General features: G+C 72.1%; 32 protein-coding genes. 20 read left to right on the forward strand and 12 right to left on the reverse strand.

The genetic code is table 11. The features are described from left to right. Positions 1–111 precede the first annotated feature (111 nt). Both ACZ7KX_RS24340 and ACZ7KX_RS24345 read left to right on the forward strand, forming a co-directional pair. Positions 112–405, forward strand: a complete 294-nt coding sequence (locus ACZ7KX_RS24340) for a type II toxin-antitoxin system Phd/YefM family antitoxin (protein ID WP_470328303.1) — start codon at positions 112–114, stop codon at positions 403–405. After that, a complete protein-coding gene (locus ACZ7KX_RS24345; protein ID WP_470328304.1) occupies positions 402–767 on the forward strand; it encodes a type II toxin-antitoxin system VapC family toxin in 366 nt (121 codons plus the stop codon). The genes ACZ7KX_RS24340 and ACZ7KX_RS24345 overlap by 4 nt, the downstream gene beginning before the upstream one ends. Before the next feature lie 105 nt (positions 768–872). On the opposite strand, the gene ACZ7KX_RS24350 is transcribed toward ACZ7KX_RS24345, so the two are convergent. Then, positions 873–1,469 (reverse strand): alpha/beta hydrolase, encoded by a 597-nt coding sequence (locus ACZ7KX_RS24350; protein WP_470328305.1) that lies wholly within the window; start codon positions 1,467–1,469, stop codon positions 873–875. 150 nt (positions 1,470–1,619) lie between these two features. Here ACZ7KX_RS24350 and ACZ7KX_RS24355 point away from each other — a divergent pair, with 150 nt between their 5' ends. The 3 genes from ACZ7KX_RS24355 (at position 1,620) to ACZ7KX_RS24365 (ending at position 2,938) form a co-directional block, all read left to right on the forward strand. After that, complete coding sequence (locus ACZ7KX_RS24355; RefSeq protein ID WP_470328306.1) at positions 1,620–2,102, forward strand: MarR family winged helix-turn-helix transcriptional regulator; 483 nt, start codon at positions 1,620–1,622, stop codon at positions 2,100–2,102. Continuing rightward, on the forward strand, positions 2,099–2,566 hold the full coding sequence (locus tag ACZ7KX_RS24360) for a MarR family transcriptional regulator (RefSeq protein WP_470328307.1): 468 nt from the start codon (positions 2,099–2,101) through the stop codon (positions 2,564–2,566). Before ACZ7KX_RS24355 ends, ACZ7KX_RS24360 begins: the two co-directional genes overlap by 4 nt. Before the next feature lie 138 nt (positions 2,567–2,704). Continuing rightward, positions 2,705–2,938 (forward strand): hypothetical protein, encoded by a 234-nt coding sequence (locus tag ACZ7KX_RS24365; protein WP_470328308.1) that lies wholly within the window; start codon positions 2,705–2,707, stop codon positions 2,936–2,938. Between the two features lie 35 nt (positions 2,939–2,973). Here the strand turns inward: ACZ7KX_RS24365 and ACZ7KX_RS24370 are convergent, their stop codons facing one another. Next, positions 2,974–3,420, reverse strand: a complete 447-nt coding sequence (locus ACZ7KX_RS24370; RefSeq protein WP_470328309.1) for an Lrp/AsnC family transcriptional regulator — start codon at positions 3,418–3,420, stop codon at positions 2,974–2,976. A gap of 93 nt (positions 3,421–3,513) precedes the next feature. Here ACZ7KX_RS24370 and ACZ7KX_RS24375 point away from each other — a divergent pair, with 93 nt between their 5' ends. The 6 genes from ACZ7KX_RS24375 to ACZ7KX_RS24400 all read left to right on the forward strand — a co-directional run bounded on the left by ACZ7KX_RS24375 (position 3,514) and on the right by ACZ7KX_RS24400 (position 7,966). After that, positions 3,514–4,323, forward strand: a complete 810-nt coding sequence (locus ACZ7KX_RS24375) for an LLM class flavin-dependent oxidoreductase (RefSeq protein WP_470328310.1) — start codon at positions 3,514–3,516, stop codon at positions 4,321–4,323. Further along, complete coding sequence (locus ACZ7KX_RS24380) at positions 4,320–4,754, forward strand: nucleoside deaminase (RefSeq protein ID WP_470328311.1); 435 nt, start codon at positions 4,320–4,322, stop codon at positions 4,752–4,754. Before ACZ7KX_RS24375 ends, ACZ7KX_RS24380 begins: the two co-directional genes overlap by 4 nt. Before the next feature lie 51 nt (positions 4,755–4,805). Next, a complete protein-coding gene (locus ACZ7KX_RS24385) occupies positions 4,806–5,009 on the forward strand; it encodes a hypothetical protein (protein WP_470328312.1) in 204 nt (67 codons plus the stop codon). 4 nt (positions 5,010–5,013) lie between these two features. After that, positions 5,014–5,592, forward strand: a complete 579-nt coding sequence (locus ACZ7KX_RS24390) for an NADAR family protein (RefSeq protein ID WP_402803600.1) — start codon at positions 5,014–5,016, stop codon at positions 5,590–5,592. Beyond that, on the forward strand, positions 5,589–6,713 hold the full coding sequence (locus tag ACZ7KX_RS24395) for a hypothetical protein (protein WP_470328313.1): 1,125 nt from the start codon (positions 5,589–5,591) through the stop codon (positions 6,711–6,713). The genes ACZ7KX_RS24390 and ACZ7KX_RS24395 overlap by 4 nt, the downstream gene beginning before the upstream one ends. Before the next feature lie 68 nt (positions 6,714–6,781). Continuing rightward, positions 6,782–7,966: a hypothetical protein gene (locus ACZ7KX_RS24400; protein WP_470328314.1), complete on the forward strand. Its 1,185-nt coding sequence runs from the start codon at positions 6,782–6,784 to the stop codon at positions 7,964–7,966. A gap of 140 nt (positions 7,967–8,106) precedes the next feature. Here ACZ7KX_RS24400 and ACZ7KX_RS24405 read toward each other — a convergent pair whose 3' ends face one another. After that, positions 8,107–9,489 (reverse strand): glycine--tRNA ligase, encoded by a 1,383-nt coding sequence (locus ACZ7KX_RS24405; protein WP_396549569.1) that lies wholly within the window; start codon positions 9,487–9,489, stop codon positions 8,107–8,109. A 191-nt stretch (positions 9,490–9,680) separates the two neighbouring features. Here ACZ7KX_RS24405 and ACZ7KX_RS24410 point away from each other — a divergent pair, with 191 nt between their 5' ends. Genes ACZ7KX_RS24410 through ACZ7KX_RS24425 form a run of 4 tightly spaced genes read left to right on the forward strand, consistent with a single transcriptional unit; the run spans position 9,681 to position 12,857 of the window. Continuing rightward, positions 9,681–10,703, forward strand: coding sequence for a metal ABC transporter substrate-binding protein (locus ACZ7KX_RS24410; protein WP_470328315.1), 1,023 nt, complete (start codon positions 9,681–9,683; stop codon positions 10,701–10,703). A gap of 14 nt (positions 10,704–10,717) precedes the next feature. Continuing rightward, a complete protein-coding gene (locus ACZ7KX_RS24415; RefSeq protein ID WP_470328316.1) occupies positions 10,718–11,482 on the forward strand; it encodes a metal ABC transporter ATP-binding protein in 765 nt (254 codons plus the stop codon). Continuing rightward, positions 11,479–12,411 carry a metal ABC transporter permease gene (locus ACZ7KX_RS24420; protein WP_470328317.1) on the forward strand — a complete coding sequence of 311 codons (933 nt, stop codon included), beginning with the start codon at positions 11,479–11,481 and terminating at the stop codon, positions 12,409–12,411. Before ACZ7KX_RS24415 ends, ACZ7KX_RS24420 begins: the two co-directional genes overlap by 4 nt. Positions 12,412–12,446: 35 nt before the next feature. Then, on the forward strand, positions 12,447–12,857 hold the full coding sequence (locus ACZ7KX_RS24425; RefSeq protein WP_350523917.1) for a Fur family transcriptional regulator: 411 nt from the start codon (positions 12,447–12,449) through the stop codon (positions 12,855–12,857). Between the two features lie 106 nt (positions 12,858–12,963). Here the strand turns inward: ACZ7KX_RS24425 and ACZ7KX_RS24430 are convergent, their stop codons facing one another. The 4 genes from ACZ7KX_RS24430 to leuA form a co-directional block, all read right to left on the reverse strand. Beyond that, positions 12,964–13,797, reverse strand: coding sequence for an isoprenyl transferase (locus ACZ7KX_RS24430; protein WP_350523916.1), 834 nt, complete (start codon positions 13,795–13,797; stop codon positions 12,964–12,966). 4 nt (positions 13,798–13,801) lie between these two features. Beyond that, on the reverse strand, positions 13,802–14,548 hold the full coding sequence (gene recO, locus ACZ7KX_RS24435; protein WP_350523915.1) for a DNA repair protein RecO: 747 nt from the start codon (positions 14,546–14,548) through the stop codon (positions 13,802–13,804). A 328-nt stretch (positions 14,549–14,876) separates the two neighbouring features. Further along, positions 14,877–15,542, reverse strand: coding sequence for a TerB family tellurite resistance protein (locus ACZ7KX_RS24440; protein ID WP_350523914.1), 666 nt, complete (start codon positions 15,540–15,542; stop codon positions 14,877–14,879). A gap of 237 nt (positions 15,543–15,779) precedes the next feature. Then, positions 15,780–17,576, reverse strand: coding sequence for a 2-isopropylmalate synthase (gene leuA / locus ACZ7KX_RS24445; RefSeq protein WP_350523913.1), 1,797 nt, complete (start codon positions 17,574–17,576; stop codon positions 15,780–15,782). Between the two features lie 335 nt (positions 17,577–17,911). Between leuA and ACZ7KX_RS24450 the strand changes: the two genes are divergently transcribed. Next, positions 17,912–18,934 carry a M4 family metallopeptidase gene (locus ACZ7KX_RS24450; protein ID WP_350523912.1) on the forward strand — a complete coding sequence of 341 codons (1,023 nt, stop codon included), beginning with the start codon at positions 17,912–17,914 and terminating at the stop codon, positions 18,932–18,934. Between the two features lie 130 nt (positions 18,935–19,064). Next, positions 19,065–19,331, forward strand: coding sequence for a protealysin inhibitor emfourin (locus ACZ7KX_RS24455; RefSeq protein WP_350523911.1), 267 nt, complete (start codon positions 19,065–19,067; stop codon positions 19,329–19,331). A gap of 144 nt (positions 19,332–19,475) precedes the next feature. On the opposite strand, the gene era is transcribed toward ACZ7KX_RS24455, so the two are convergent. From era to ACZ7KX_RS24480, 5 genes are all read right to left on the reverse strand, one after another. Further along, positions 19,476–20,405, reverse strand: a complete 930-nt coding sequence (era, locus tag ACZ7KX_RS24460) for a GTPase Era (protein ID WP_380446599.1) — start codon at positions 20,403–20,405, stop codon at positions 19,476–19,478. A 57-nt stretch (positions 20,406–20,462) separates the two neighbouring features. Beyond that, positions 20,463–20,630 (reverse strand): hypothetical protein, encoded by a 168-nt coding sequence (locus ACZ7KX_RS24465; RefSeq protein ID WP_470328318.1) that lies wholly within the window; start codon positions 20,628–20,630, stop codon positions 20,463–20,465. Positions 20,631–20,775: 145 nt separating this feature from the next. After that, on the reverse strand, positions 20,776–21,129 hold the full coding sequence (locus tag ACZ7KX_RS24470) for a cytidine deaminase (protein ID WP_350523908.1): 354 nt from the start codon (positions 21,127–21,129) through the stop codon (positions 20,776–20,778). Positions 21,130–21,157: 28 nt separating this feature from the next. After that, entirely contained in the window at positions 21,158–21,703 is a 546-nt protein-coding gene (locus tag ACZ7KX_RS24475; protein ID WP_470328319.1) for a DUF4383 domain-containing protein, read from the reverse strand. A 26-nt stretch (positions 21,704–21,729) separates the two neighbouring features. Next, positions 21,730–21,966, reverse strand: a complete 237-nt coding sequence (locus tag ACZ7KX_RS24480; RefSeq protein ID WP_350523906.1) for a hypothetical protein — start codon at positions 21,964–21,966, stop codon at positions 21,730–21,732. 180 nt (positions 21,967–22,146) lie between these two features. Between ACZ7KX_RS24480 and ACZ7KX_RS24485 the strand changes: the two genes are divergently transcribed. From ACZ7KX_RS24485 to ACZ7KX_RS24495, 3 genes are all read left to right on the forward strand, one after another. Continuing rightward, complete coding sequence (locus tag ACZ7KX_RS24485; RefSeq protein WP_470328320.1) at positions 22,147–22,770, forward strand: Crp/Fnr family transcriptional regulator; 624 nt, start codon at positions 22,147–22,149, stop codon at positions 22,768–22,770. A 39-nt stretch (positions 22,771–22,809) separates the two neighbouring features. Beyond that, the gene (locus ACZ7KX_RS24490; protein WP_470328321.1) at positions 22,810–23,247 is read left to right on the forward strand and encodes a hypothetical protein; all 438 of its coding nucleotides are present in this window, start codon (positions 22,810–22,812) and stop codon (positions 23,245–23,247) included. Between the two features lie 80 nt (positions 23,248–23,327). Beyond that, the gene (locus tag ACZ7KX_RS24495; protein ID WP_470328322.1) at positions 23,328–23,594 is read left to right on the forward strand and encodes a hypothetical protein; all 267 of its coding nucleotides are present in this window, start codon (positions 23,328–23,330) and stop codon (positions 23,592–23,594) included. Positions 23,595–23,615: the final 21 nt, after the last annotated feature.

A 23,615-nucleotide genomic window follows, 5' to 3' on the forward strand; every position in this document is an offset into this window, starting at 1 on the left:
GCGGGGCCGTCGGCGTTCCGGCTCCGCCGGTCCGGTCGTCCGGCACTCGTTCACGTGCAATCGAGGCACATTCCTCGTGATCGCCGCACGATCAGCCCGACCGTGAGTCGTATGACAGCCGGAGTCCCGATCCGGCAGCTTCAGCAGCACGCCGACGAGTTGATCGACCGCGTCGTGGCGGGCGGACGTGTCGAGATCACCCGCACCGGCCGGCCGATCGCCGTCCTCGCACCGCCGGACCCGGAACAGCGGGTGCCGGAGGACCGTGTTCGCGACGGCACCATCGACCCGGAGAACGCCGCCACCGCGCGCGGCCTCGCCGACTGGACGATCCCCGAGATCGGCGCCCGGCTCGGCTCGGCCGCCGACGCCCTGCACGCCATGCGGGAGGAGGAGGACCGTTGATCCACCTCGACTCCTGCGCGATCCTCAAGCTCCTGGTCCCCGAGGACGAATCCGCCGCGCTGCGCACGTTTCTCTCCTCACGCGGATCCGAGGGCCGTGCCACCAGCGCACCGGCCCAGGTGGAGGTGCCGCGCGCGCTGATCCGGATCGGCGCACCGCCTGAGCTGCCGGAGGCTCCGGCGGCTCTGCTCGATCGGCTGCTCCGCATCCGGCTCCCCGATCCCGTCCTTCGGGCCGCGTTCCGGCTCGCCGCCCCGCACCTCCGCACGCTCGACGCCGTTCACCTCGCCACCGCCGAGCACCCGGAGCACGCGCTCACCGCCTTCGTCACGTACGACAAGCGCTTGGCCGAGGCCGCCTGATCGCCCCCGGTCGGCCCGTCGGCGGGCCCCGGTAGTCGGCCCGGCGGGCCCCCGGGGGGGCAGGCGGGTGCCCGCCAACACCCCGAACGGGCAACGAGGTCGGGGCTACCCGCCCGTTCCCAGGGCGGCGACGAAGCGGTCCAGGCGGGCGGTGACGTGCCGCAGGATGTCGATCGAGCCCACGGCGTCGTCCGGCAGTTCGAGGCCGTGGCCCGCGCCGGAGACCTCCAGGACCTCGTGTCCGCTCGATTCGGCGATCCGGCGGTCCCACACCCGGTCGGCACTGCCGCCGACCAGGAGGGTCGGGGCCTCGGTGCGGTGAAGGGCCCGGGCGACCGGCCCGAAGGTCAGGACGGGGGTCAGCCAGGCCGCCGCCAGGCCGCGGTCGGCCGCGAGGCCGCAGGCGAAGGAGGCCAGGGACTTGCCGACGAGCAGGCGGCAGGCGCCGCCCTCGGCGTCGACGGCCCGGGCGACCTCCCGCTCGACCCAGGCGATCCGCTCCTGCGGCCCGAACTCGCCGAAGTCGTCCGGGACTTCCCACCACACTTCCTGGACCGTCCAGCCCTGCTGCTGGAGCACCGAACCGGCGAAGTGGAGCAGCGGCCTGGCCGGTGTGTACCCGACGCCCGGGAGGACGAGGGCGACGCGGTCGGGGGCGCCCTCGAAACGGGTGGGGATGGCGAGCGGGGAGGGAGTCGGCATGGGCGAAGGCTACGTGCCGACTCGATGGTGCGGTGTCAATCACGAACCGATGCCGAGGACTTCGCTCGCCTTCCGATCGGGGGGGCCGGGCTCCACCGGGCGCACCCAAAATAGTAGCCATGTACATAGTAGCCATGTACCGTATCTGTGGTGAGTTCACCAACCGAGGGCGCGACAGCGGGTTTCCTGGTCTGGCGCCTGTCCACGAAGTGGCGGGTGGCCGTCGACCGGGCGGTCGCACCGCTGGGCCTGACCCACGCCCAGTACGCGGTGATGGCATCGCTGTACGGCATGTCGCGATCCGGGCTGCGACCCAGCCAACGCCGGCTCGCCGACCACACGGGACTGGAGGCGCTGTACGTCTCCAAGCTCGCCCGCGCCCTGGAGGCCAACGGGCTCGTCGCCCGCACCCGGGACCCGGACGACCCGCGCGCCGTGCAGCTGTCGCTCACCGAGCAGGGACACGACGTCACCCGTCGCGCGATCACGGTGGTCCAGGGCCTCCTGGACCGGCTGCTGGAGCCGCTCGGCGGCCAGGACAGCCCGCGCGCCCGGCAGTTCACGAGCGAACTGGCCGCCCTGCTCGACGCACCTCTTGATCCGCCCACCGAGAACGACGAGGAGCAACCATGACCACCGCCACCACCGCACAGGCCGCCCCCACCGCAGTCGACGGCCGGGTCATAGCCCTGGCCCACTACGCCGCGCGTGCCCTCCTGGAGGGCGTGCTGGACCGGCACGGCGCGACCTTCCACCACAGCCTGACGCTCCGGGTCGTCGCCGTCGCGGGCGGCTCCATCGCCCGGGGCGCGCTGGTCCGCGACGTCACCGGCTCACTGAAGGTCGAGGAATCGGTCGTGCACGGCGTGGTCGAGGAGCTGACGGCGGCACACCTGCTGGAGGAGGAGGGGACGTCCCGGCTCCGGCTCACCGACGCCGGCCGCGAGCTGTACCAGCGCACCACCGCCGAGACCGCCGGGATCACCGCCCGCCTCTACGCCGACATCCCGGCCGAGGACCTCGCCGTCGCGGGCCGCGTGCTGACCCTGGTCACGCAGCGCGCGAACGCGGAACTGGCCGCAACCCGGGACGCCTGAGCCCCGCCCCACCCCACCCGCCCCCGGCCGGGCCGGGCCGGGCCGGGCCGTACCATCCGCCGGACCATCCGCACCGGTGATCCGATCGGCGTTCCCGAACACGTTGGAGTCCTTCGTACGCAGCGGGAGGATGGCCTCATGACCTTCGTCCTGCTGTTCCTGCTCGCGCTCGTCGCCGCCATCGTCGGCATCACCCTGCACCTGGTGCGCCGGGAGCGGGCGCGGCGGCTCCACTCGGACGGCGCGGAGGGGATGCTGATCGAGCAGCAGCGGACCGTCCAGGCCGCGCGGATGCGGATGGCGTACACGAGTGCGTCCCTCCACCACGGCACCGGTCTGGTGACCGACGAGGTGTACCGCCACCACTCCTGAGGCACCGGCCGCGGGCCGGGCTTCGGGGCCGTGCCTCAGGGCCGGGCGGGACCGCGCAGCGGCAGCGTCCGGCTGTAGACGACGCTCGTGGTCGTACTGCCGAAGCCGGCCAACTCGTCGACCAGGGTCTCCAGGTGCTCCATGGAGGTGGCCGCGACCTTCAGGGTGTAGCAGTCGTCGCCGGTGGTGCGCAGGCACTCCAGGATCTCGCGCCGCTCGGCGAGCAGGCGGCGCAGCGGCTCGTGCCGGTTGCCCGGGTACTTCAGCCGGACGACGGCGAGGACGGGGTAGCCGACCCTCGCGAGGTCCACCGTCGCGTGGTAGCCGCTGATGACGCCCTGCGACTCCAGGTTCCGGACGCGTTCGGTGGTGGCGGACGCACTGAGGCTCACCCGCCGCCCGAGCTCACTGAGGGAGATGCGGGCCTCGCGCTGCAGCTGCTCGATGATCGCCCAGTCGGTGTCGTCCAGATTCACGGCCATACGGCGAATCTACCGGGAGAACCACGGGAAACCGCCCCGCATCGCGGGAGGACCGGGTTCCGGACGCCGTGATCACGGGGATAGCCTCGACGCATGCAACTTGGCGTCAACGTACCGAACTTCGGCCCGGGGACCGATCCCGGCGTGCTGCGCGCATGGGCCCGGACCGTGGAGGCGCTCGGCTTCGACCTCCTCATGGTGTCGGACCACGTGGCGGTGACCCCGGACGTGGCCGAGCGGTACCCGGAGCCGTTCCACGAGCCGTTCACCACACTGTCCTGGCTCGCCGGGATCACCACCGGCCCGCGGCTGGGCACGACCGTGCTCGTCCTGCCCTACCGCAACCCCCTGCTGGTGGCCCGGATGGCCGGCACCCTCGACCGGCTCAGCGGCGGCCGGTTCGTCCTCGGCGTGGGGGTCGGCTGGGCCCGGCAGGAGTTCGACGCGCTCGGCGTGCCCTTCGGCGCGCGCGGCCGGCTGACCGACGAGTACCTGGGCACGCTGCGGGAGGCCTGGAAGGAGCAGGGCCTGTCCGTGCCGGTCTGGGTCGGCGGCCACAGCGGGGCGGCGCTGCGCCGCGCGGTCCGGTTCGGCGACGCCTGGCACCCGCTGCGGCTGCCGCTCGCCCGGATGCGGTCGGTGCTGGCCGAGCGCCCGATGCCCGGCTTCGCGCCCCGCATCGCCCTGCGGTTGACCGACGCCCCCGTCGACGACCCCGAGAGGCCTGCCGGCGTCGGCACCGTCGAGCAAGTCCTGGACGACCTGCGGCAGTTGCGTGACCTCGGCGCGCAGAGCGTCGTGTTCGACCCCTATCACGGCGATCCGGAGGAGACGCGCCGGCCGCAGTCGGCGTGGCAGGCTCTCCGAACCGTCGCCACCCACTGGAAGGCAGCCCGTTCGTGATCACCGAGGCCGACGAGACCCTCCTGCGTCGCGCCGTCGCCGTCGCCGCCCGGGCGATCGACCTGGGCGACGCCCCGTACGGCTCCCTGCTGGCCGGACCGGACGGCGGGATCCTCGCCGAGGCCCACAACACCGTACGGCGCGATGACGACATCACGGCCCACCCGGAGCTGAAGCTCGCCCGCTGGGCGGCCCGCGAACTCGCCCCGGACACGGCCGCGCGCACCACGATGTACACCAGCTGCCAACCGTGCGGGATGTGCCGCGGCGCCATCGTCCGGTCGGGCATCGGCCGGGTCGTGTACGCGCTGTCGACCGACCAACTCGTCGCGCTCAACCCGCAGTCGGGCGCCTGGCCGGCGGTACCCGAGGACGGCCCGGCGCTGTACGAGGAGGCCCGCGCCCCGATCGAGGCGTACTACCGGCCGTAGCGCCGGGAAATGCAGTTGGTCCGCCCGCCTCACCGGTCCGACAATCGCCGGATGACCGATGACCAGAGCGAGTTCCACCGCCGGCGCGCGGCCCGCACGTCCTGCAAGCGGTTCCTCTCCGGCGACCGCCTCCCCACCATCCGCGAGCGACTCACCCGACTCGCCGCCTACGGCCGACGGCCGAAAGCACCTGTCGGCGACCGCCCGGAGGGATCCGAACGGTTCGCGACCACCACCCCCTTTGTGTCAGACTGACGATATGAGCGAGATGCACGTGGGGGACCCCGCCGCCGTCCGCAGCCGCGAGCAGCTGGCGGCGCTGATGGCCGACGGGGTGCACCCGAAGTGGGTGATGTTCTGGGGCCACACGGCCCGCAAGGGCGGCGGCACCCGGCAGGAGTGCCTGAGCCAGTGGTGGCCCGGGGAGTTCACCGTCGACGGCGTGACGTACGCGTCCGCCGAGCACTGGATGATGGCCGGCAAGGCCCGGATGTTCGGTGACGAGGCCATCGAGCAGCAGGTGCTGGCCGCCCGCACGCCGGCCGAGGCGAAGAAGCTGGGGCGGCTGGTCGAGCGCTTCGACGACCGGACCTGGGCCGACGGGCGGTTCGAGCTGGTCGTCGCGGGCAACGTGGCGAAGTTCGGGCAGGACGAGGCACTGCGCGAGTACCTGCTGGGCACCGGCAGCCGGGTGCTGGTCGAGGCCAGCCCGGTGGACCGGATCTGGGGCATCGGCCTCGCGGCCGACGACATCCGGGCCCAGCAGCCCGCCGAGTGGCGCGGGCTGAACCTGCTGGGCTTCGCGCTGATGGAGGCGCGGGCGCGGCTGGCCGCATGAGCACGGTCGGTCCGCTGCTGGACGGGACGGTGGTGGCTTCGGCCGCCGCCGCCCTGGTCGTGGCGCCACGGGTGCTCCGCGCCGGGGCACGGCCGCCGGGCCGCGGGCGCACGGTCGGGGGGCCGGAGGCACCGCTGGCGGCCGTCGTCGCGCTGATCCTCCTCAACCAGCTCCTGGTCGCCGTGTACGTGAACCGCGTGCACGGCGGGGATCCGTCCTTCATCGCCCGCTACCTGCCCCCGGGCTGGTTCGACGTCCCCCGGCTCGACGCCCTCGCCGCCCGCGTCCCGGCGCCGGAACTGCTGGCCCCGTCCGTGCTGCGGGTCCAGGCCTTCCTCGAACTGCCGCTCGTGCTCCTGACGTTCGCGTCGGTCGTCCGGCGGCTGGACGGCGCGCTGTACGTCCGGCTGGCCCGGTCGCCGCTGCTCCCGCTCGCCGCCGTCTCGTACACCGCGGCGTTCTGCGCCGTCGAGTGGGACCTGCGGAACCCGTACACCGTGGACGACCTCGTCCTACGGGTGCTCTCGGCCGCCGTCACCCCGCCGCTGATCGCCCGGACGGCCCGGCGCGAACCCGGCGCGGACGCTGCCGCACCGGCCCGCGGCAACCCGTTCCTCTTCGCTCTCGACCTGTGGGCGTACGGCCAGTTGATGCTGGTGCTGTACGACACCGCGCTGCTCTACAACCTCGCCCGGCTCGGCGACCACCTCCTCCCCGCCGCGGCCGCCACGGCGGTCCTCGTCGCCACCCGCCTCGCCTCGCGTTCCGCAGCCCCGCGGACCGGCCCGCACACCGCCGCCCTCACCGCGACCATCGGCCGGGTGCTCACCCTCCTCCTCGTCCCCGCCCTCGCGATCCGCTACGCGGAGTCCTTCGGCACGCCCCGACTCGCCGTGCTCGCCGGCCTCCTGGTGATCGGGGCGGCCCTTCGACGCGACGCCCCGCGCCTGTTGCTGCCCGCCGTCGCCGGTGCGGCGGCCGGCTACCTCACCGCGGTCCTCGTCCCGGGCCCCTACTACGAGGCGACCCTCCTCCGGAGCGCGACCGGCGCACTTCTTGCCGCGACCGCCCTCTGCGCGCTCCTTGACACCACTCGGGCACGACTGGTCGTGCGCTCTTAACTCCCTCGCCACATACCGACGCCAGGATGTCCTGCAGTCAGGGTCTGGATGGACAGGTTGGGGCGATCATGCGCATGCGGCCGACGGCACAATCCGCAGGCCAGCAGCTGGAGGGCGAGCAACAGGCCGCCGAACTCCGCGCAGAGCTGGACGAGTTACTCCGCGCGAGCCGCTACGCGAGTCAGCGCGAGCGGCGGCTGAACGAGGCGATCCGGGCGACCCCGGGCCGCCAACGGCCGGAGGGCGAGCTGTTGCGGCAGCTCGCCCAGGCCCGCACCCTCCGTGAGGGGCTGGGGATCCGGTGTCGCCAACTCAGCGACCAGTTGGAGGCGTTGGAGATGCGCCTCAGACACGCACAGCAGGAAGCACGGCAGCAGGACCCGGAACAGCAGGAGCCGGAGCAGCAGGAGCCGCTGCCACAGGAACCACTGCGACCGCGCCCGCGGCGGCCGGAACCACGACAGCAGCACCGGCGAGCGGAGCCCGCACCCCCGCCGCCGCCCGCCCGTCCCGACATCGGCGCCCTCACCGAGCGGATCACCACCCTCCACCGCTCCGGCGCCCGCACCGAGGCCACGGAGCTGATCGACCAGGCGGCCGCCCGCCTCGCCCCCGCCGACACCGCGCTCCTGGTCGGCATGCTCGCCCGGTACGGCCCGACGGGCGCCTCCCTCCGACTCGCCCGCGGCACGGCGCGGTCCGCCCCCGAACACGCCGTCGCCGTCCTGGCCGAACTGCGCGAACTGGGCCTGGCCGAGGAGGCCGCGGAGCTGTTCCACGCCTTCTGGTCCTACCCCGCCGCCTCCGTCCCCGGGCTCCTCTCCGCACTGGAGCGGGCCGGGCATGACGCGGACGGCGCGACGCTCCTGTGGGAGTGGGGATCGGCACCGACCGCCGAGCTGACCTCCCTCGCCGCCTGCCTCCAGCAGCACGACCGCCCCGGCGACGTCCGGACCCTGCTGCGCCAGGCCGCCGGCCGCCCCACCGCGGACCTCGCCGCGCTCTCCAGCGAGCTGCCGCCCGCCCTCGCCACGGCCCTGCTGCGCGAACTCGCGGCGCTCCGCCCGCCCGTGGAGATCGTCCGCCTGGCGGCCGCGCTGGACAGCGTCGGCAGCCGGGAGCTGTACGGACAGCTGCTGGCCGCCCTGCTCGCCGACGAGGCCCGGCACCGCACCACCCTCGCCGCCCTCCGCGCGGCCGGCCTGCCGACCACCCCGCCCGCGGCCCCCCGCTCGCGCTGGGGACGGCGGTGAGCCCCGTGCGGCGGTGAGCCCCGTGGCGCCCCTTCGCCGACGGCGGTGACACCCCCGCACGGCAACCCCCGCACACGGCAAGGAGCCCCCGTACGCCCCGAACGGGGCGGACGGGGGCTCCCCGCACGAAGGACCCGGCCCTAGCAGCCGATCAGGCGCGCACCGAGGTACGCCTTGACCTGGTCCAGCGAGACGCGCTCCTGCGACATGGTGTCGCGGTCGCGGACGGTCACCGCGTTGTCCTCAAGGGTGTCGAAGTCGACCGTGACGCAGAACGGCGTGCCGATCTCGTCCTGGCGGCGGTAGCGCTTGCCGATCGCGCCGGCGTCGTCGAACTCGACGTTCCAGGCGGTGCGCAGGTCGGCGGCCAGGCCGCGGGCCTTCGGGGAGAGGTCGGCGTTGCGCGACAGCGGCAGGACCGCGACCTTGACCGGGGCCAGGCGCGGGTCGAGCCGCATGCCGACGCGCTTCTCCATGACGCCCTTGGCGTTGGGCGCCTCGTCCTCGAAGTAGGCGTCGATCAGGAAGGCCAGCATGGCGCGGTTGAGGCCGGCCGCCGGCTCGATGACGTACGGGAAGTAGCGCTCGCCGGACTCCTGGTCGAAGTACTTCAGGTCCTGGCCGGACGCCTCGCTGTGCACCCGCAGGTCGTAGTCCGTGCGGTTGGCGACGCCCTCAAGCTCGGAGAACTCGCTGCCACCGAAGTTGAAGCGGTACTCGATGTCCACCGTGCGCTTGGCGTAGTGGGAGAGCTTCTCCTTCGGGTGCTCGAAGAAGCGCATGTTCTCGGTGCGCATGCCGAGGTCGACGTACCAGTCCCAGCGCTGCTGGAGCCAGTACTCGTGCCACTGCTCGTCCTCGCCCGGCTTGACGAAGAACTCCATCTCCATCTGCTCGAACTCGCGGGTCCGGAAGATGAAGTTGCCGGGGGTGATCTCGTTGCGGAAGCTCTTGCCGGTCTGGGCGATGCCGAACGGCGGCTTCTTGCGCGACGTGGTCTGGACGGCCTTGAAGTTGGTGAAGATGCCCTGGGCGGTCTCGGGGCGCAGGAACGCCAGGCCGCTGGCCTCCTCGGTGACACCGAGGTGGGTCTTCAGCATGCCCGAGAAGTCCTTGGGCTCGGTGAACTGGCCCTTGGTGCCGCAGTCGGGGCAGTTGACGTCCTTGAGGCCGTTCGGCGGCGGGAAGCCGTGCTTGGCCTCGTACTTCTCCTCCAGGTGGTCGGCCCGGTGGCGCTTGTGGCAGGAGAGGCACTCGGTCAGCGGGTCGTTGAAGGTGGCGACGTGGCCGGAGGCCTCCCACACCTCGCGGGCGAGGATCACCGAGGAGTCGAGGCCGACGACGTCCTCGCGGGCCTGGACCATCGCGCGCCACCACTGGCGCTTGATGTTCTCCTTGAGCTCCACACCCAGCGGCCCGTAGTCCCAGGCGGCACGCGTGCCGCCGTAGATCTCGCTGCAGGGGTAGACGAAGCCACGGCGCTTGCTCAGGCTGACGATCGTGTCGATCTTGTCGGCGGCCACAGTGCTCTCTTCAGTACGTACGGCACGGTCAGGGCACGGCTGGTTACGCGTACCCGAATACCTCAGGTTACCGGCCATACGGGTACGTGATTCAAATCGGTATCGTCCGGCCGCCCCCGCTCCTCGCCATCTGCCGTTCACCCGTCCGAGTGAGTTGACAATCATTTCCATGTGAGATGAGAATGATTGTCATGATGATCGGACTGCTTCGTCGACGGACCCGCCGTTCCATAGCCATCGCCGCCACCGCACTCACCGCCTCCCTCGCCCTCACCGCCTGCGGAGGCAGCAGCAGCGCCGACAGCGGAAACGGCAAGCTGAAGGTCGTCGCCTCCTTCTACCCGATGGAGTTCCTCGCCCGGCAGATCGGCCAGGAGCACGTCGCGGTCACCGATCTCACCGCCGCCGGCGTCGAGCCGCACGACCTGGAACTCACCGCCAAGCAGGTCGGCACCGTCCAGAAGGCCGACGCGATCCTCTACCTCAAGGGCCTGCAGCCCACCGTCGACCAGGCCGTCGCGCAGTCGTCCAGCAAGCACAAGATCGACGCCACCGCCGCGAGCCCGCTGGTCGACCACCACCTCGACGAAGGCGCGGAGGAGCCCGGGCGCGGCCACGAGCACGAGGGCCCGGCCGGCGACCCGCACGTCTGGCTCGACCCGACCCGCTACGCGGCGATCGCCCGGAGCGTCGGCGACGAGTTCGCCAAGGCCGACCCGACCCACGCCGAGGACTACCGCCGGAACACCGACGAACTGGTCACCAAGCTCACCGCACTCGACCAGGAGTTCCAGGACGGGCTGAAGTCCACCGGGACCAGGACCTTCGTCACCAGCCACGCCGCCTTCGGCTACCTCGCCGACCACTACGGCCTCACCCAGGTCGCCATCAACGGCGTCGACCCGGAGTCCGAGCCCACCCCGGCCCGCCTCGCCGCCGTGCAGAAGGCCGCCAAGGACAACGGCGTCACCACGATCTTCTTCGAGACCCTGGTCAGCCCCAAGCTCGCCGACACCGTCGCCAAGGACCTCGGCCTCAAGACCGCCGTCCTGGACCCGCTGGAAGGCGTCAAGGACCCCGCCGAGAACGACTACCTCACCGTCATGAAGCAGAACCTGGCCAACCTCCGGACCGCCCTCGGCGCCACGGCCGGCCAGACCGCCCCCGCCGCGACGCCCACCCCCGACGCCACCACCCCTGCCGCCACCAGCTGACGGGACGGAACACCATGACCCACCCGATACCCCAGGCCGTCCGCCTCCGTGACGCCGTCGCCTCGCGCGGCGGCCGCCCGGTGCTGCGCGGCGTCGACCTCACCGTCCGGCCCGGCGAGGTCGTCGCCCTGCTGGGCGCCAACGGCTCCGGCAAGTCGACCACCGTCAAGACCGTGATCGGCTCCGTCCCCCTGGAACGCGGCACCCTGGAGCTGTTCGGCACCCCGCACCGCTCCTTCCGCGCCTGGCACCGCATCGGGTACGTCCCGCAGCGCACCACCGCCGCCTCCGGCGTCCCGGCCACCGTGCGCGAGGTGGTCTCCACCGGACGGCTGCCGCAGCACCGCCTGCTGCCGTTCCGCCGCAAGGACCGCGAGGCGGTGGACCGCGCACTGGCCGCCGTCGGCATGCTGGAGCGGGCCGGGGACGGTGTGGCCGACCTGTCCGGCGGCCAGCAGCAGCGGGTCCTGATCGCCCGCGCCCTGGTCGGCTCCCCCGACCTGCTGATCATGGACGAGCCGATGGCCGGGGTGGACGCCGCCAGCCAGCAGGTGCTCGCCGACACCCTGCGCGCCGAGGTCGGCCGCGGCGCCGCCGTCCTCCTCGTCCTGCACGAACTCGGGCCGCTGGAACCGCTGATCGACCGCGCCGTCGTCCTGCGGGACGGCTGCGTCGCACACGACGGCCCGCCCGTGCCCAACACCGGCCTGCACGCACTGCCCGGCCACGACCACGTCCACCCGCACGCCGACCTGACCCCGCCGAGGCTGCTCGCATGACCGAGATGCTGTCCTACGACTTCATGCAGCGCGCCCTGCTCGCCGCCGTCCTGGTCGGGATCACCGCCCCCGCCGTCGGCATCTACCTGGTGCAGCGCCGCCAGGCCCTGATGGGCGACGGCATGGGCCACGTCGCGATGACCGGCGTCGGCCTCGGCTTCATCTTCCAGACCAGCCCGGTCTGGATGGCCGTCCTGGTCTGCGTGCTCGGCGCCGTCACCATGGAACTCGTCCGCTCCCGCGGCAACCAGCGCGGCGACATCGCCCTCGCCATGCTCTTCTACGGCGGCATGGCCTGCGGCAAGCTCCTCGTCTCGCTCTCCGCCGAAGCCGGCTCCGGCTCGCTGGAGAGCTACCTGTGGGGCTCGATCCTCACCGTCGCCCCCGCCGACCTGGCCGCCATCGCGGTGCTCGGCGCGGTGGTCATCGCCGTCACCGTCGGCCTGCGCCGCCAGCTGTTCGCCATCTGCCAGGACGAGGACTTCGCCCGGGTCACCGGCCTGCCGGTGCGCACCCTCAACCTGCTGCTCGCCGTGATGGCCGCCGTCACCGTCACCGTCGCCATGCGGGTGGTCGGGCTGCTGCTGGTCAGCGCCCTGATGGTGGTCCCGGTGGTCGCCGCCCAGCAGCTCACCCGCTCCTTCGCCGCCACCCAGGCCGCCTCGATCGCACTCGGCGTGGTGGTCTCGCTGGCCGGGGTCACCGGCTCCTACGAGCTCGACGTGCCCTCCGGCCCGGCCATCGTGCTGCTCGCCATCGCGGTCTTCGCCGTGTTCAGCGCGCTCGCCGCGCCGCTCGCCCGGCGCCGCCACCGCGGCGACACCGAACAAGGGCCCAAGGTCTGCGACGTCCGACTGCCCGCCCAGACACCGGAACGGACTTCCCCCGACACGACCACTCCGGAGGGGCGGGCGGGGCTGGCACAATGATGTGCGAGACGCCCACGACCCCAGGAGGACCCACGGTGACCACCGCAGGCCCGTCGCCGCGCGCCCGATCGACCCGGCAGCGTGCCGCCGTCTCGGCGGCCCTGGACGAGATCGCGGACTTCCGCAGCGCGCAGGAACTCCACGACCTGCTGAAGCACCGCGGGGACTCCGTCGGTCTGACCACGGTCTACCGCACCCTGCAGTCACTCGCCGACGCCGGTGAGGTGGACGTGCTGCGCACCGCCGACGGCGAGGCCGTCTACCGCCGGTGCAGCAGCGGACACCACCACCACCTGGTCTGCCGGCACTGCGGCGCCACCGTCGAGGTGGAGGGCCCCGCGGTGGAGCGCTGGGCCAGTTCGGTCGCCGTCGAGCACGGCTTCAGCGACATCGCGCACACGCTGGAGATCTTCGGCACCTGCGCGGAGTGCGCCAAGAAGGCCTGAGCCCCGCCGCTCGTCCGCGGCGCGCCGCACGACGACGAGGACCCACCGGGCTGATCCCGGTGGGTCCTCTCCGTCGTAGCCGCGAACCCGCGGCGGCGCCCCGGCCTCAGTGCCCGGACGGCCGCGGCGCGGGCAGCTCGTTCGGGATCGCCCCGCCGAAGCGCCGGTCGCGCATCGCGTACTGCTCGCAGGCGCGCCACAGGTCGCGGCGGTCGAAGTCCGGCCAGAGCACGTCCTGGAACACGAACTCGGCGTAAGCCGACTGCCAGGGCAGGAAGTTGGAGGTGCGCTGCTCGCCGCTGGGGCGCAGGAAGAGGTCCACGTCCGGCATGTCCGGGTGGTACATGTACTTGGCGAGGGTCTTCTCGTTGACCTTCTTCGGGTCCAGCTTGCCGGCCGCGACGTCGCGGGCGATGCCCTGCGCCGCGTCCGCCAGCTCGGCCCGGCCGCCGTAGTTGACGCACATGTAGAGCGTCACGGCGTCGTTGTCCTTGGTGTGCTCCTCGGCGACCTGGAGCTCCTGGACGACGCTCTTCCACAGCTTGGGCATCCGGCCGGCCCAGCGGATCCGCACGCCCATCTTGCCCATCTCGTCGCGGCGGCGGGCGATGACGTCCCGGTTGAAGTTCATCAGGAACTTCACCTCGTCGGGCGAGCGCTTCCAGTTCTCGGTGGAGAAGGCGTACAGCGAGATGTTCTTGACCCCGAGCTCGATGGCGCCGGCGAGGACGTCCAGCACGACGGACTCGCCGACCTTGTGGCCCTCGGTGCGGGGCAGCCCGCGCTCCTTGGCCCAGCGGCCGTTGCCGTCCATCACGATGGCGACGTGCTCGGGCACCAGCTCGCCGGGGATCTTCGGGGGCTGTGCACCGCTGGGGTGCGGGGTCGGAGGCGCGTACGCCCGCTGCTTGCCGCCGCCGAAGAGCCGTCGCGCTGCCATGTGCTCACTTCTCCACGTATCTCATCGAGCGGATGCCCCGCTCCAGGTGCCACTGCAGATAGGCCGCGACCAGGCCGCTGCCCTCCCGCCAGTACCGCGGCTCGCAGGCGTCGGCCGTCTGCCAGTCCCCTGACAGCAGCGCCCCGAGCAGTACCAGTGTCTCAGGGGAGGGTACGGCACATCCGGGCACTCGGCAGTCCGCGCAGAGCACCCCGCCCGCCGGGAGCGAGAAGAAACGGTTCGGCCCCTCCAGGCCGCACTTGGCGCAGTCCGTGAAGCTCGCGCCGTACCCGTTCACCGCGAGCGAGCGGAGCAGGAAGGCGTCCAGCACCAGGTGCGACTCGTGGCTCCCCGCCGCAAGCGTCCGCAGCCCGCCCACCAGCAGCAGGTACTGCTGGACGGCGGGCTCGCCCTCGTTCTCGGCGAAGCGCTCGGCCGTCTCCAGCATCGCGGTGCCGGCGGTGTAGCGGCCGTAGTCCGTGACGATCGAACCGCCGTACGGCGCGATGGTCTCCACCTGGGTGCACAGCGGCAACCCTCGGCCGACCAGCTCACTCCCCCGGCTGAAGAACTGCACGTCCACGTGCGAGAACGGCTCCAGACGGGCACCGAACTTGGACTTCGTCTTCCGCACCCCGCGCGCCACCGCCCGCACCTTGCCGTGCTGGCGGGTCAGCAGGGTGATGATCCGATCGGCCTCGCCGAGCTTCTGCGCCCGCAACACGACGCCGTCGTCCCGGAAAAGACTCATGCCGACCATTCTCCCCCAGCCGCCGACAACGCCGGACAGCCGTGTTGCCCGCACCGGGGCCGTGGGGGAGGACCACTTCGGTGCGGGTCACGGCGGGCCCGGAGGGGGTCGGGCCCGTTTGTGGGGGATTCGGGATGGTCGACGGGTGGTCCACGGGGTGACGGCGGGGGGGAACGACGGGGTGACGACGGGCAGGGGGACGACGGGGTGACGACGGGGCCACGGCCTGCTGCGCGTCCGGGCCGACCGCCCCACCGCGCCCCGGCCCGCCGTGTGCCGGAACTCGACCACGTGTACGGCGCCCGGACCGGCCGCGCGCCCCGAACGACTACTTGTACGGCGCCCTGGTCGCCGCCTCCAGCAGCGCCCCGACCCGTGCCTGCGCCAGGTCCAGACAGCGCCCGACCGCGGCCAGCGCCTCGCGCTCCTGCGGCAGGTAGCGCCCGTCGGCCAGGGCGATCGCCGCGCCCTGCAGCAGCAGCCGCTCGCGGCCCTGGTGGGCCAGGTGCGGGGTGAGCGGTTCGAGCACCGCGTGCAGCTCCACGGCCAGGCCGCCGGACATCCCGTGGGCGTCGTGGAGCTCGCCGCCGAGCCCGGAGAGCGCGGCGAGCGCGGCCAGCACCTGGGCCTCGCCGCAGTCCTCGAACCCGGCTTCGCGCACCGCCGCGCAGGCCGCCTCGCGGGCCGCCCGGTGGGCGGTGCCGCCGGCCGCGAGCAGGGCCAGCGCCACGGTGTACTGGGCGTCCCGCAGCATCGCGCCGAGGCGCACGCAGGTCGGCTGCTCCAGGCTCTCGACGCCGTACCGGCCGTGGCAGCTGGTGCACTGCACGCTGCCGATCACCGGTCCGAGCGGGAGCACCGGGGTGCCCAGCAACCGCAGCCACCGCCGGCCGTGCTGCCGGCGGTAGTTGCGGTCCCCGCCGCAGCCCGGGCAGAAGAAGTCACCGAGAACGTCAGTCCGCCACCGCGGGCGAACACCCCACAACCTGGTCACGGCGCCACTCCCCAGACATGGCAGGCGGCCTGCTCGACGATGGGCAGGTCACGCGACCGGACACCGAGCCGTCCCACCGACCCGGCTTTCCGGTGGATCGATGTTGCCACGGTTACCGGCACGTGTCAGTACCTCGAACGGCTTCCGATCCCAAAAAATGTGGCGCAGGCCACAATCGGCCGCCGACACGGCGAAGGGCCGCCCGCAGGACGGCCCTTCGCACACCACCCGTACGAACTACCCGCGCTGCGAGCGGTTGACGGCACTGATCATCGCCTTCAGCGAGGCCAGCACCGTGTTGCCGTCGATGCCCACGCCCCACAGCACCTTGCCGTCCACCGCGCACTCGACGTACGCGGCCGCCTGGGCGTCGCCGCCCTCGCTCAGCGCGTGCTCGGCGTAGTCCAGGACGCGCACGTCGAAGCCGATCCGGGCCAGCGCGTCCCCGAAGGCCGACACCGGGCCGTTGCCGGTACCGCTCAGCGCCACCGGCACGCCGTCCACCAGCGCCTCGGCGGTCAGCGCGTCCCGGCCGTCCTCGGTGGTCAGGGTGCGCGAGCCGCTCAGCGACAGCCGGCCCCACGGGTTGCCGGTGGTCGGCAGGTACTCGTCCTCGAAGACCCGCCAGATCTCCGCCGGGGTGACCTCGCCGCCCTCGGCGTCCGTCTTGGCCTGGATGATCCGGGAGAACTCGATCTGCATCCGGCGCGGCAGGTCCAGCTTGTGGTCGTTCTTCAGGACGTACGCCACACCGCCCTTGCCGGACTGGCTGTTGACCCGGATGACCGCCTCGTAGGTGCGGCCGACGTCCTTCGGGTCGATCGGCAGGTACGGCACGCCCCAGGTGTGCTCCTCCACCGGCACGCCCGCCGCCTTCGCGTCCGCCTCCAGGGCGTCGAAGCCCTTCTTGATGGCGTCCTGGTGCGAGCCCGAGAAGGAGGTGTACACCAGGTCGCCGGCGTACGGGTGGCGCGGGTGCACCTCCATCTGGTTGCAGTACTCGGCGGTGCGGCGCACCTCGTCGATGTCGGAGAAGTCGATCTGCGGGTCGACGCCCTGCGAGAACAGGTTCATCCCCAGCGTCACCAGGTCGACGTTGCCGGTCCGCTCGCCCTGCCCGAACAGGCAGCCCTCGATGCGGTCGGCGCCCGCCATGTAGGCCAGCTCGGCGGAGGCGACGGCGGTGCCGCGGTCGTTGTGCGGGTGCACCGACAGGCAGACGAACTCGCGGCGCGACAGGTTGCGCGACATCCACTCGAACTGGTCGGCCTGGACGTTCGGGGTGGCCCGCTCGATGGTGGCCGGCAGGTTCAGGATGATCTCGCGGCCCTCGCCCGGCTGCCAGACGTCCATGACCGCCTCGCAGACCTCCAGCGCGAAGTCCAGCTCGGTGTCGACGAAGATCTCCGGCGAGTACTGGTAGCCGAAGACGGTGTCCTCGCCCAGCAGCTTCTCCGCGTACTCCATCACCAGCCGGGTGCCCTCGGTGGCGATCGCCTTGGTGGCGGCCTTGTCGTTGCGGAACACCACCCGGCGGAACAGCGGAGCGGTCGCGTTGTACAGGTGGACGGTCGCGCGCGGCGCTCCGACCAGCGACTCGACGGTCTTCTCGATCAGCTCCTCGCGGGCCTGCGTCAGCACCGAGATGGTGACGTCCTCCGGGATCGCCCCCTCCTCGATCAGCGACCGTACGAAGGCGTGGTCGGTGGCGCCGGAGGAGGGGAAGCCGACCTCGATCTCCTTGTAGCCCATCGCGACCAGCAGGTCGAACATCTTGCGCTTGCGGGCCGGGGACATCGGGTCGATCAGCGCCTGGTTGCCGTCCCGCAGGTCGGTCGAGAGCCAGCGCGGCGCCTTGGTGATCACGGCGTCCGGCCAGGTGCGGTCCGGCAGGTCCACGGTGCCGAACGGCAGGTAGCGCCCGTACCGCATGCCGGACGGCTGCTGACGCACCGAGGCGGCGGTGATCGGGGTGGGCCGGTCTACGAAGGCGCGAGCGGCGGGGATGGACGCGGCGGAGGTCTGCTCGGTCATGGAGGTGACTCTCGGCTTCCTGTGGATGCGTGGGTGCGGGCGGTCGGGAGGGATCAACACCGACTGGCCGGCCTCTGCTGCCGCTCGCGACCCGCCGTTGGATCGCCGATTGCGCGCACAGCTCGTTCCCCGCGGCGAGGGAGCCGGCCCCTGTGGACTACAGGCCCTCGACGCGGCAGCTAAGAAGAAGCAGCCCGTTGCGCATGATGGGACCCAGCGTAACCCAGCGCCGCGCGCCCCCGAAGTGATCCGGGCTTCCGTTCCACCCCTTGAGACGCCGACCGGTCATGTCAAGAGTGGTGACAACCGGTCATGCAGGCCTCACCCTGGGCCACATGACTGCAGCAGTACCGATCTGCACGATCGTCCCGCCGTACGTCCTCGACCGCCTCGCCGAGGCCGGTCACGAAGCCGCCGTCCACTCCCTCGCGCTCGACGCCGCGCACCGCGCGGCCCGCCTCTCCCCGCCCCGGCCCACCGGCGGCGCCCCCGGCCTCAACCGGGTGATCTCCGACGCCGCCCACAGCCAGCGGCTGCCCGGCCGCACCGCCAGAACCGAGGGCCAGGCGGCCGTCTCCGACGCCTCCGTCAACCACGCCTACGACGGCCTCGGCGCCACCTTCGCGCTCTACGCCGACGCCTTCGGCCGGCACTCCATCGACGACCACGACCTGCGGCTGGACGCCACCGTCCACTACGGCCGCAAGTACGACAACGCCTTCTGGAACGGCCACCAGATGGTCTTCGGCGACGGCGACGGCGAGATCTTCGGCGACTTCACCGCCTGCATCGACGTCATCGGCCACGAACTCACCCACGGCGTCACCCAGTTCACCGCCGGACTGGACTACCAGGACCAGCCCGGCGCGCTCAACGAGTCGGTCTCCGACGTCTTCGGCTCGCTCGTCAAGCAGTACGCGCTGCGCCAGAGCGCCGCCGACGCCGACTGGCTGATCGGCGCCGGACTGCTGGCCCCCGGCATCCAGGGCGTCGCGCTGCGCTCGATGAAGGCGCCCGGCACCGCCTACGACGACCCCCGGCTCGGCAAGGACCCGCAGCCCGCGCACATGCGGGACTACGTGGACACCGCCGAGGACAACGGCGGCGTGCACATCAACTCCGGCATCCCCAACCACGCGTTCTACCTGCTGGCCACCGCGCTCGGCGGCTCGGCCTGGGAGCGCGCCGGGCGGATCTGGTACGACGCGCTGACCGGGCGCACGCTGCCCGCCGACGCCGACTTCACCGCCTTCGCGCGGGCCACCGTGGCCGCCGCCAAGGCCCGCTACCCCGACCAGTCCTCGGTCGCGGACACCGTCACGGCCTCCTGGGCGCAGGTCGGGGTGAGCCCGGGGTGACCCGCCGGCGGGCGGCCGGGCGCGGGCGCCGGACGACGCGAGAGTGGTCGAGACCGGGTTGAGGTGCGCTTAAGGTCACGGTCCGGGAAAAGTGCCGCAAAAGCCGTCCCTGGGTAGCACCATGGACACCATGCGTATCCAGGTGACCCGGACCGGCGGCTTCGCCGGAATCGTCCGCCACGCGGAGCTCGACACCGCCGAGCGCACGGACGCCCCGCACGTCCACGCCCTCGCCCGCGAGGCCGTCGCGGGCGGGCTGCGCGCCCCCTCGTACGGGGTGCCGGACGGTTTCCACTACGAGATCACCGTCGACAACCGGACGGTGTACTGCGCCGACCCCAAGCTCACCGACTCGCAGCGGGAGCTGGTGTCGCTGGTGCTGCGCGAGGGCGCGTGACGCCACCCCCCGGCTCCCGGGTGCACAACTCCTCGGCGCCGCGGCCCTGCTGACGCCGGGCCCGGCCGGGTGCGACGAGGGCCCGTCCGGACGCAACGGCGTCCGGACGGGCCCCGGGCGTCCCCGCGGGCTCGAACTCCCTTGTCAGAAGCCGAGCTTGCGCAGCTGCTTCGGGTCGCGCTGCCAGTCCTTGGCGACCTTGACGTGCAGGTCGAGGTAGACCGGCGTGCCGAGCAGCGCCTCGATGTGCTTGCGGGCGGTGGTGCCGACGTGCTTGAGCCGCGAGCCCTTGGCGCCGATCACGATCGCCTTCTGGCTCTGCCGCTCGATGTAGACGTTGGCGTGGATGTCCAGCAGCGGACGGTCCGCCGGGCGGCCCTCGCGCGGGAGCATCTCCTCGACCACGACGGCCAGCGAGTGCGGCAGCTCGTCCCGCACGCCTTCGAGCGCGGCCTCGCGGATCAGCTCGGCGACCATGATCTGCTCGGGCTCGTCGGTGAGGTCGCCGTCCGGGTAGAGCTGGTCGCCCTCCGGCAGCAGCTTGGTGAGGAGGTCGGCGACCAGCTCCACCTGCTTGTCGCCGACCGCGGAGACCGGGATGATCTCGGCCCACTCGAAGCCCAGCTCGACGCCGAGCTGATGGATGGCGATCAGCTGCTCGGCCAGGCGCTTGGAGTCGACCAGGTCGGTCTTGGTGACGATGGCGACCTTCGGGGTCTTCTTGATCCCGGCGATCTCCTTGGCGATGAACTTGTCGCCGGGGCCGATCTTCTGGTCGGCGGGCAGGCAGAAACCGATCACGTCGACCTCCGCCCAGGTCGTGCGGACCAGGTCGTTGAGGCGCTCGCCGAGCAGCGTGCGCGGCTTGTGCAGACCGGGGGTGTCGACCAGCACGAGCTGGGCGTCGGGGCGGTGCACGATGCCGCGCACGGTGTGCCGGGTGGTCTGCGGGCGGTCGGAGGTGATCGCGACCTTCGTCCCCACCAGGGCGTTGGTCAGGGTCGACTTGCCCGCGTTGGGCCGGCCGACGAAGCACGCGAACCCGGAGCGGTACGAGGAGGAAGGGGCATTCATGGGCTCCATTCTCCCTGATCAACGGAGCCCCGCCGTCCGGGGTCACCCCCGGGGGGGTCAGCCCTGTTTTCCGCCCTTGCCGTTCCCCGGGATCAACGAGACCACCACCAGCACCAACAGGAAGCCCAGCGAGCCGAACAGCCAGGCCGCCGAACCGGTCTCCTGCCACTTCCCCAGCCCCATCACGAACAGCAGCAGCCCGGCGAAGAACGCCACCGCCCCCATGCCCCAGCCCCCTCACCGAGTCCACTCCCCCGGTGAGATTATCTGCAGAACCCATGGGGGCAACCGCGTCGGGCCACCCACCCGGGAACGGCCGCCCCGAGGCCCCCCGGGCCGCCCCCGAGGGCCCTGCGGCCCCCAGCGCGCCTCAGCGCGCCTCGGCCGCCACCCGCAGCACCCCGTCCGGACCGGCCAGCAGCACCGGCGTCCCGGCCCCGCCCAGGTCCCGCACGGCAGCCAGATCGGCCTCGGCCGGCTGCTCCGCCTCGCTCACCACGGCCGCCGCCTCCAGCGACTTGGCGCCGCTGGCCACCGCCATCGCCACCGCCGTCTGCAGCGCGCTCAGCCGCAGCGACTCCAGGGCGACCGTCCCGGCCACGTAGGTGCGACCGGTCTCGTCACGCACCGCGGCCCCCTCGGGGACGCCGTTGCGGGCGCGGGCCGAGCGGGCCAGGGTGATGATCTTCTTGTCTTCGGGATCGAGCTCGACGATGTCACTCATGCCGCCGAGCATAGGCACCGCTCCCGCGTCAGTGGCCGACCGGGTGGGTGCGGCCCGGGTTCGGGTTCATGACCTTGACGAAGGTCTTCGGGCCGGACGGCATCGGCACCTCGCGCTCGGCGCGCTCACGCCAGTACGGGTTGTCGTGCGGCAGGTGGCTGCTCACCCGTCCGTACATCCCGAAGGTCGTCAGGACGACCCCGAAGATGAACGCGAACAGCACGTTCGACATCCGGAAGTTGAGGATGTTGGCGTCCGGCCGCCCGAGCACCGTCAGGCCGTAGAAGCCGGACAGCACGAACAGCACGCCCACCACCATGTTCAGGTTCGCGGCGAAGTTCCCGCCGATCACCGCCCCGACCACCAGGATCGCGCCCGCCACGATGGACAAGACGGCCAGTGCGCCGTTGGTCGACAGCCCCGCGATCTGGTCACCCCTGGTGTCGAGGAACCCCGGGTGGTCGGCGAGCCCCAGGGCCCCGAACACGATCAGGAAGATCCCCCCGAACCCCGCCCCGATCCGCCAGACCGTGACGAGCTTGTGGTCGACGGGCAGTTCGTCTTGCAGCTTCATGGCGACCTCCAGAGCTCAGCCACGGCCTAGCTGTAGGGGTTGGTCCCCTGCATGTGCGGCGTCTCGTGCATGTAGAGCGAGCCGCACTGCTGGCAGCAGCGCAACCCGGTGCCCCACTCCTGCTCGGGCCGCGTCTCTGCGTCGTCGGGCATGGTCCGGCCGCAGAGCGCCGTCGACAGGTCCTCGTCCCGCACCACGTGCCAGGACTTGACTCCGCCGGCCGCCCCCTGCGGGCCGTACTCCGCGCGAAGTTTGTGCGTCATGCCCTCCATGGTCCAAGCCTGGCCGCACCCCGGCAACCCCAGGGCGACCGGGCCGTCCCCACATCGCCCCATCTCCGTCCGAGCGGATGCTTGCACAGAGAAGAGTGGATACCTACACTCAACATTGTGGAGAACACCCCTTCCAGGAGTGGAAGACCACTCCTTACACCAGAAGAGCTCATGGAGCTCGAAGAACTCGGCAAACCGATCTCGTATCCCACCGGGAGCGTCCTGTTCGGCGAGGGCGAGGAGACCGACTTCGCCCTGCTGATCCGCAAGGGTCTCGTCAGGATCCAGACCGGGACCCCTCCGCGCATCGTCGCGATCCGCGGCGAGAGCGAGATGGTCGGCGAGATGGCGGCCGCGAACAGGAAGCCCCGCTCGGCCAGCGTCTACGCCATGAACCCGGTCGAGGCCCTCTACATCTCCGCGGCCAACTGGCTCCGGTTCCTCTACGACCACCCCCGGGCCATGCACGCCCAGCTCGTGGCCGCCGAGGAACGGCTGAACGAGGCGACCCGGAAGAGCGTCGAGTCCTTCCTCGGCGTCGAGCAACGACTGGCCAAGGTACTGGTCGAGTTCGAGAGCAAAGGCGCCGGCGCCGTCCAGGACGGCCGATTCGCCCTGCAGCTCAGTCAACGCGAACTCGCCGACGTCGTGGGCGCTTCGCGGGAAACGGTCGTCCAGGTCGTTCGGGCGCTGAAGGCGCGGGGGATCGTCACCACCGGCAGGCAGACGACGATCATCGAGAACCTGGAAGCGCTGCGCGGGATCGCGAGCGGCGACCAGACCGCCTCGTCCTGACGCCACGGGGTCAACTCCGCATCCACGAAGGGACGGCCAGTGCGCGAAGAAGAGCCTGCGGGTGTTCTCCGGCATCCGCTGATCCGCGAACTGGTCGCCCTCGGCCTCCCGGCCGAGGACTACGTCATCTTCGGCAGCGGCCCTCTGCTCGCCCACGGCATCCGCACCGAACTGGGAGACCTCGACCTGGTCGCCCGGGGAGCGGCCTGGCAACGGGCCGAACGAACCGGGACGCCGTGCCGTGGCGCGGTCACCGGCGGTCCCGGCTACCAGTTCGACGGCGGCCGGATCACCGTCTTCCCCACCTGGATCTCACCGGACTGGGACACCGACGACCTGATCGACCGCGCCGAGGTCGTCGACGGCCTCCGGTTCGCCCGGCTCCAGGACGTCCTGGCGTACAAGCGACAGCTTCGCCGCCCGAAGGACGTCGTCGACATCCGCACCATCATGCGATTCGTGACGGAGCAGCGCTGAACCGTCCCGCTCGCAGCCCGCCGCCGGATCGCCGGCGGCCTTCCGGCACCTTCCGAACCGGACCACGTGTGAGGGCCCCGATGTCCAGCTCCAGCATGGCACCCGATACACCCCACCAACCCTGCGTCAGGTGTGCCCGCCGCGCGCACCGCCGCGGCCGGGTCAAGCAGCGGCTGAGGGTCACCGCCCGGGCCGCGGCCGGGGTGGTCACCGCGGCGAACATCGGAGCGGCGGTGACGCTGCTCCTGCTCGGTCGACCGGACGAGGCGAGCGCCTGCGCTGCGGTCGCCAGCGCCGGCCTGAGCACCGGCAAGGCCCTGGGAGGCCGGGACAAGCCCGAGGAGTGAAACGCGGAGCCCCTTGCCCGG

The organism is Kitasatospora sp. NPDC038210, assembly GCF_055600605.1.

What these genes read in the sequence shown, in the direction of transcription:
- ACZ7KX_RS24340 (WP_470328303.1), top strand. Translation starts at nt 112, where the DNA reads ATGACAGCCGGAGTCCCGATCCGGCAGCTTCAGCAGCACGCCGACGAG.
- ACZ7KX_RS24350 (WP_470328305.1), bottom strand. Translation starts at nt 1,469, where the DNA reads ATGCCGACTCCCTCCCCGCTCGCCATCCCCACCCGTTTCGAGGGCGCC.
- ACZ7KX_RS24360 (WP_470328307.1), top strand. Translation starts at nt 2,099, where the DNA reads ATGACCACCGCCACCACCGCACAGGCCGCCCCCACCGCAGTCGACGGC.
- ACZ7KX_RS24365 (WP_470328308.1), top strand. Translation starts at nt 2,705, where the DNA reads ATGACCTTCGTCCTGCTGTTCCTGCTCGCGCTCGTCGCCGCCATCGTC.
- ACZ7KX_RS24370 (WP_470328309.1), bottom strand. Translation starts at nt 3,420, where the DNA reads ATGGCCGTGAATCTGGACGACACCGACTGGGCGATCATCGAGCAGCTG.
- ACZ7KX_RS24375 (WP_470328310.1), top strand. Translation starts at nt 3,514, where the DNA reads ATGCAACTTGGCGTCAACGTACCGAACTTCGGCCCGGGGACCGATCCC.
- ACZ7KX_RS24385 (WP_470328312.1), top strand. Translation starts at nt 4,806, where the DNA reads ATGACCGATGACCAGAGCGAGTTCCACCGCCGGCGCGCGGCCCGCACG.
- ACZ7KX_RS24390 (WP_402803600.1), top strand. Translation starts at nt 5,014, where the DNA reads ATGAGCGAGATGCACGTGGGGGACCCCGCCGCCGTCCGCAGCCGCGAG.
- ACZ7KX_RS24395 (WP_470328313.1), top strand. Translation starts at nt 5,589, where the DNA reads ATGAGCACGGTCGGTCCGCTGCTGGACGGGACGGTGGTGGCTTCGGCC.
- ACZ7KX_RS24400 (WP_470328314.1), top strand. Translation starts at nt 6,782, where the DNA reads ATGCGCATGCGGCCGACGGCACAATCCGCAGGCCAGCAGCTGGAGGGC.
- ACZ7KX_RS24410 (WP_470328315.1), top strand. Translation starts at nt 9,681, where the DNA reads ATGATGATCGGACTGCTTCGTCGACGGACCCGCCGTTCCATAGCCATC.
- ACZ7KX_RS24415 (WP_470328316.1), top strand. Translation starts at nt 10,718, where the DNA reads ATGACCCACCCGATACCCCAGGCCGTCCGCCTCCGTGACGCCGTCGCC.
- ACZ7KX_RS24420 (WP_470328317.1), top strand. Translation starts at nt 11,479, where the DNA reads ATGACCGAGATGCTGTCCTACGACTTCATGCAGCGCGCCCTGCTCGCC.
- ACZ7KX_RS24430 (WP_350523916.1), bottom strand. Translation starts at nt 13,797, where the DNA reads ATGGCAGCGCGACGGCTCTTCGGCGGCGGCAAGCAGCGGGCGTACGCG.
- recO (WP_350523915.1), bottom strand. Translation starts at nt 14,548, where the DNA reads ATGAGTCTTTTCCGGGACGACGGCGTCGTGTTGCGGGCGCAGAAGCTC.
- leuA (WP_350523913.1), bottom strand. Translation starts at nt 17,576, where the DNA reads ATGACCGAGCAGACCTCCGCCGCGTCCATCCCCGCCGCTCGCGCCTTC.
- ACZ7KX_RS24450 (WP_350523912.1), top strand. Translation starts at nt 17,912, where the DNA reads ATGACTGCAGCAGTACCGATCTGCACGATCGTCCCGCCGTACGTCCTC.
- ACZ7KX_RS24455 (WP_350523911.1), top strand. Translation starts at nt 19,065, where the DNA reads ATGCGTATCCAGGTGACCCGGACCGGCGGCTTCGCCGGAATCGTCCGC.
- era (WP_380446599.1), bottom strand. Translation starts at nt 20,405, where the DNA reads ATGAATGCCCCTTCCTCCTCGTACCGCTCCGGGTTCGCGTGCTTCGTC.
- ACZ7KX_RS24465 (WP_470328318.1), bottom strand. Translation starts at nt 20,630, where the DNA reads ATGGGGGCGGTGGCGTTCTTCGCCGGGCTGCTGCTGTTCGTGATGGGG.
- ACZ7KX_RS24470 (WP_350523908.1), bottom strand. Translation starts at nt 21,129, where the DNA reads ATGAGTGACATCGTCGAGCTCGATCCCGAAGACAAGAAGATCATCACC.
- ACZ7KX_RS24475 (WP_470328319.1), bottom strand. Translation starts at nt 21,703, where the DNA reads ATGAAGCTGCAAGACGAACTGCCCGTCGACCACAAGCTCGTCACGGTC.
- ACZ7KX_RS24480 (WP_350523906.1), bottom strand. Translation starts at nt 21,966, where the DNA reads ATGACGCACAAACTTCGCGCGGAGTACGGCCCGCAGGGGGCGGCCGGC.
- ACZ7KX_RS24485 (WP_470328320.1), top strand. Translation starts at nt 22,147, where the DNA reads ATGGAGCTCGAAGAACTCGGCAAACCGATCTCGTATCCCACCGGGAGC.
- ACZ7KX_RS24495 (WP_470328322.1), top strand. Translation starts at nt 23,328, where the DNA reads ATGTCCAGCTCCAGCATGGCACCCGATACACCCCACCAACCCTGCGTC.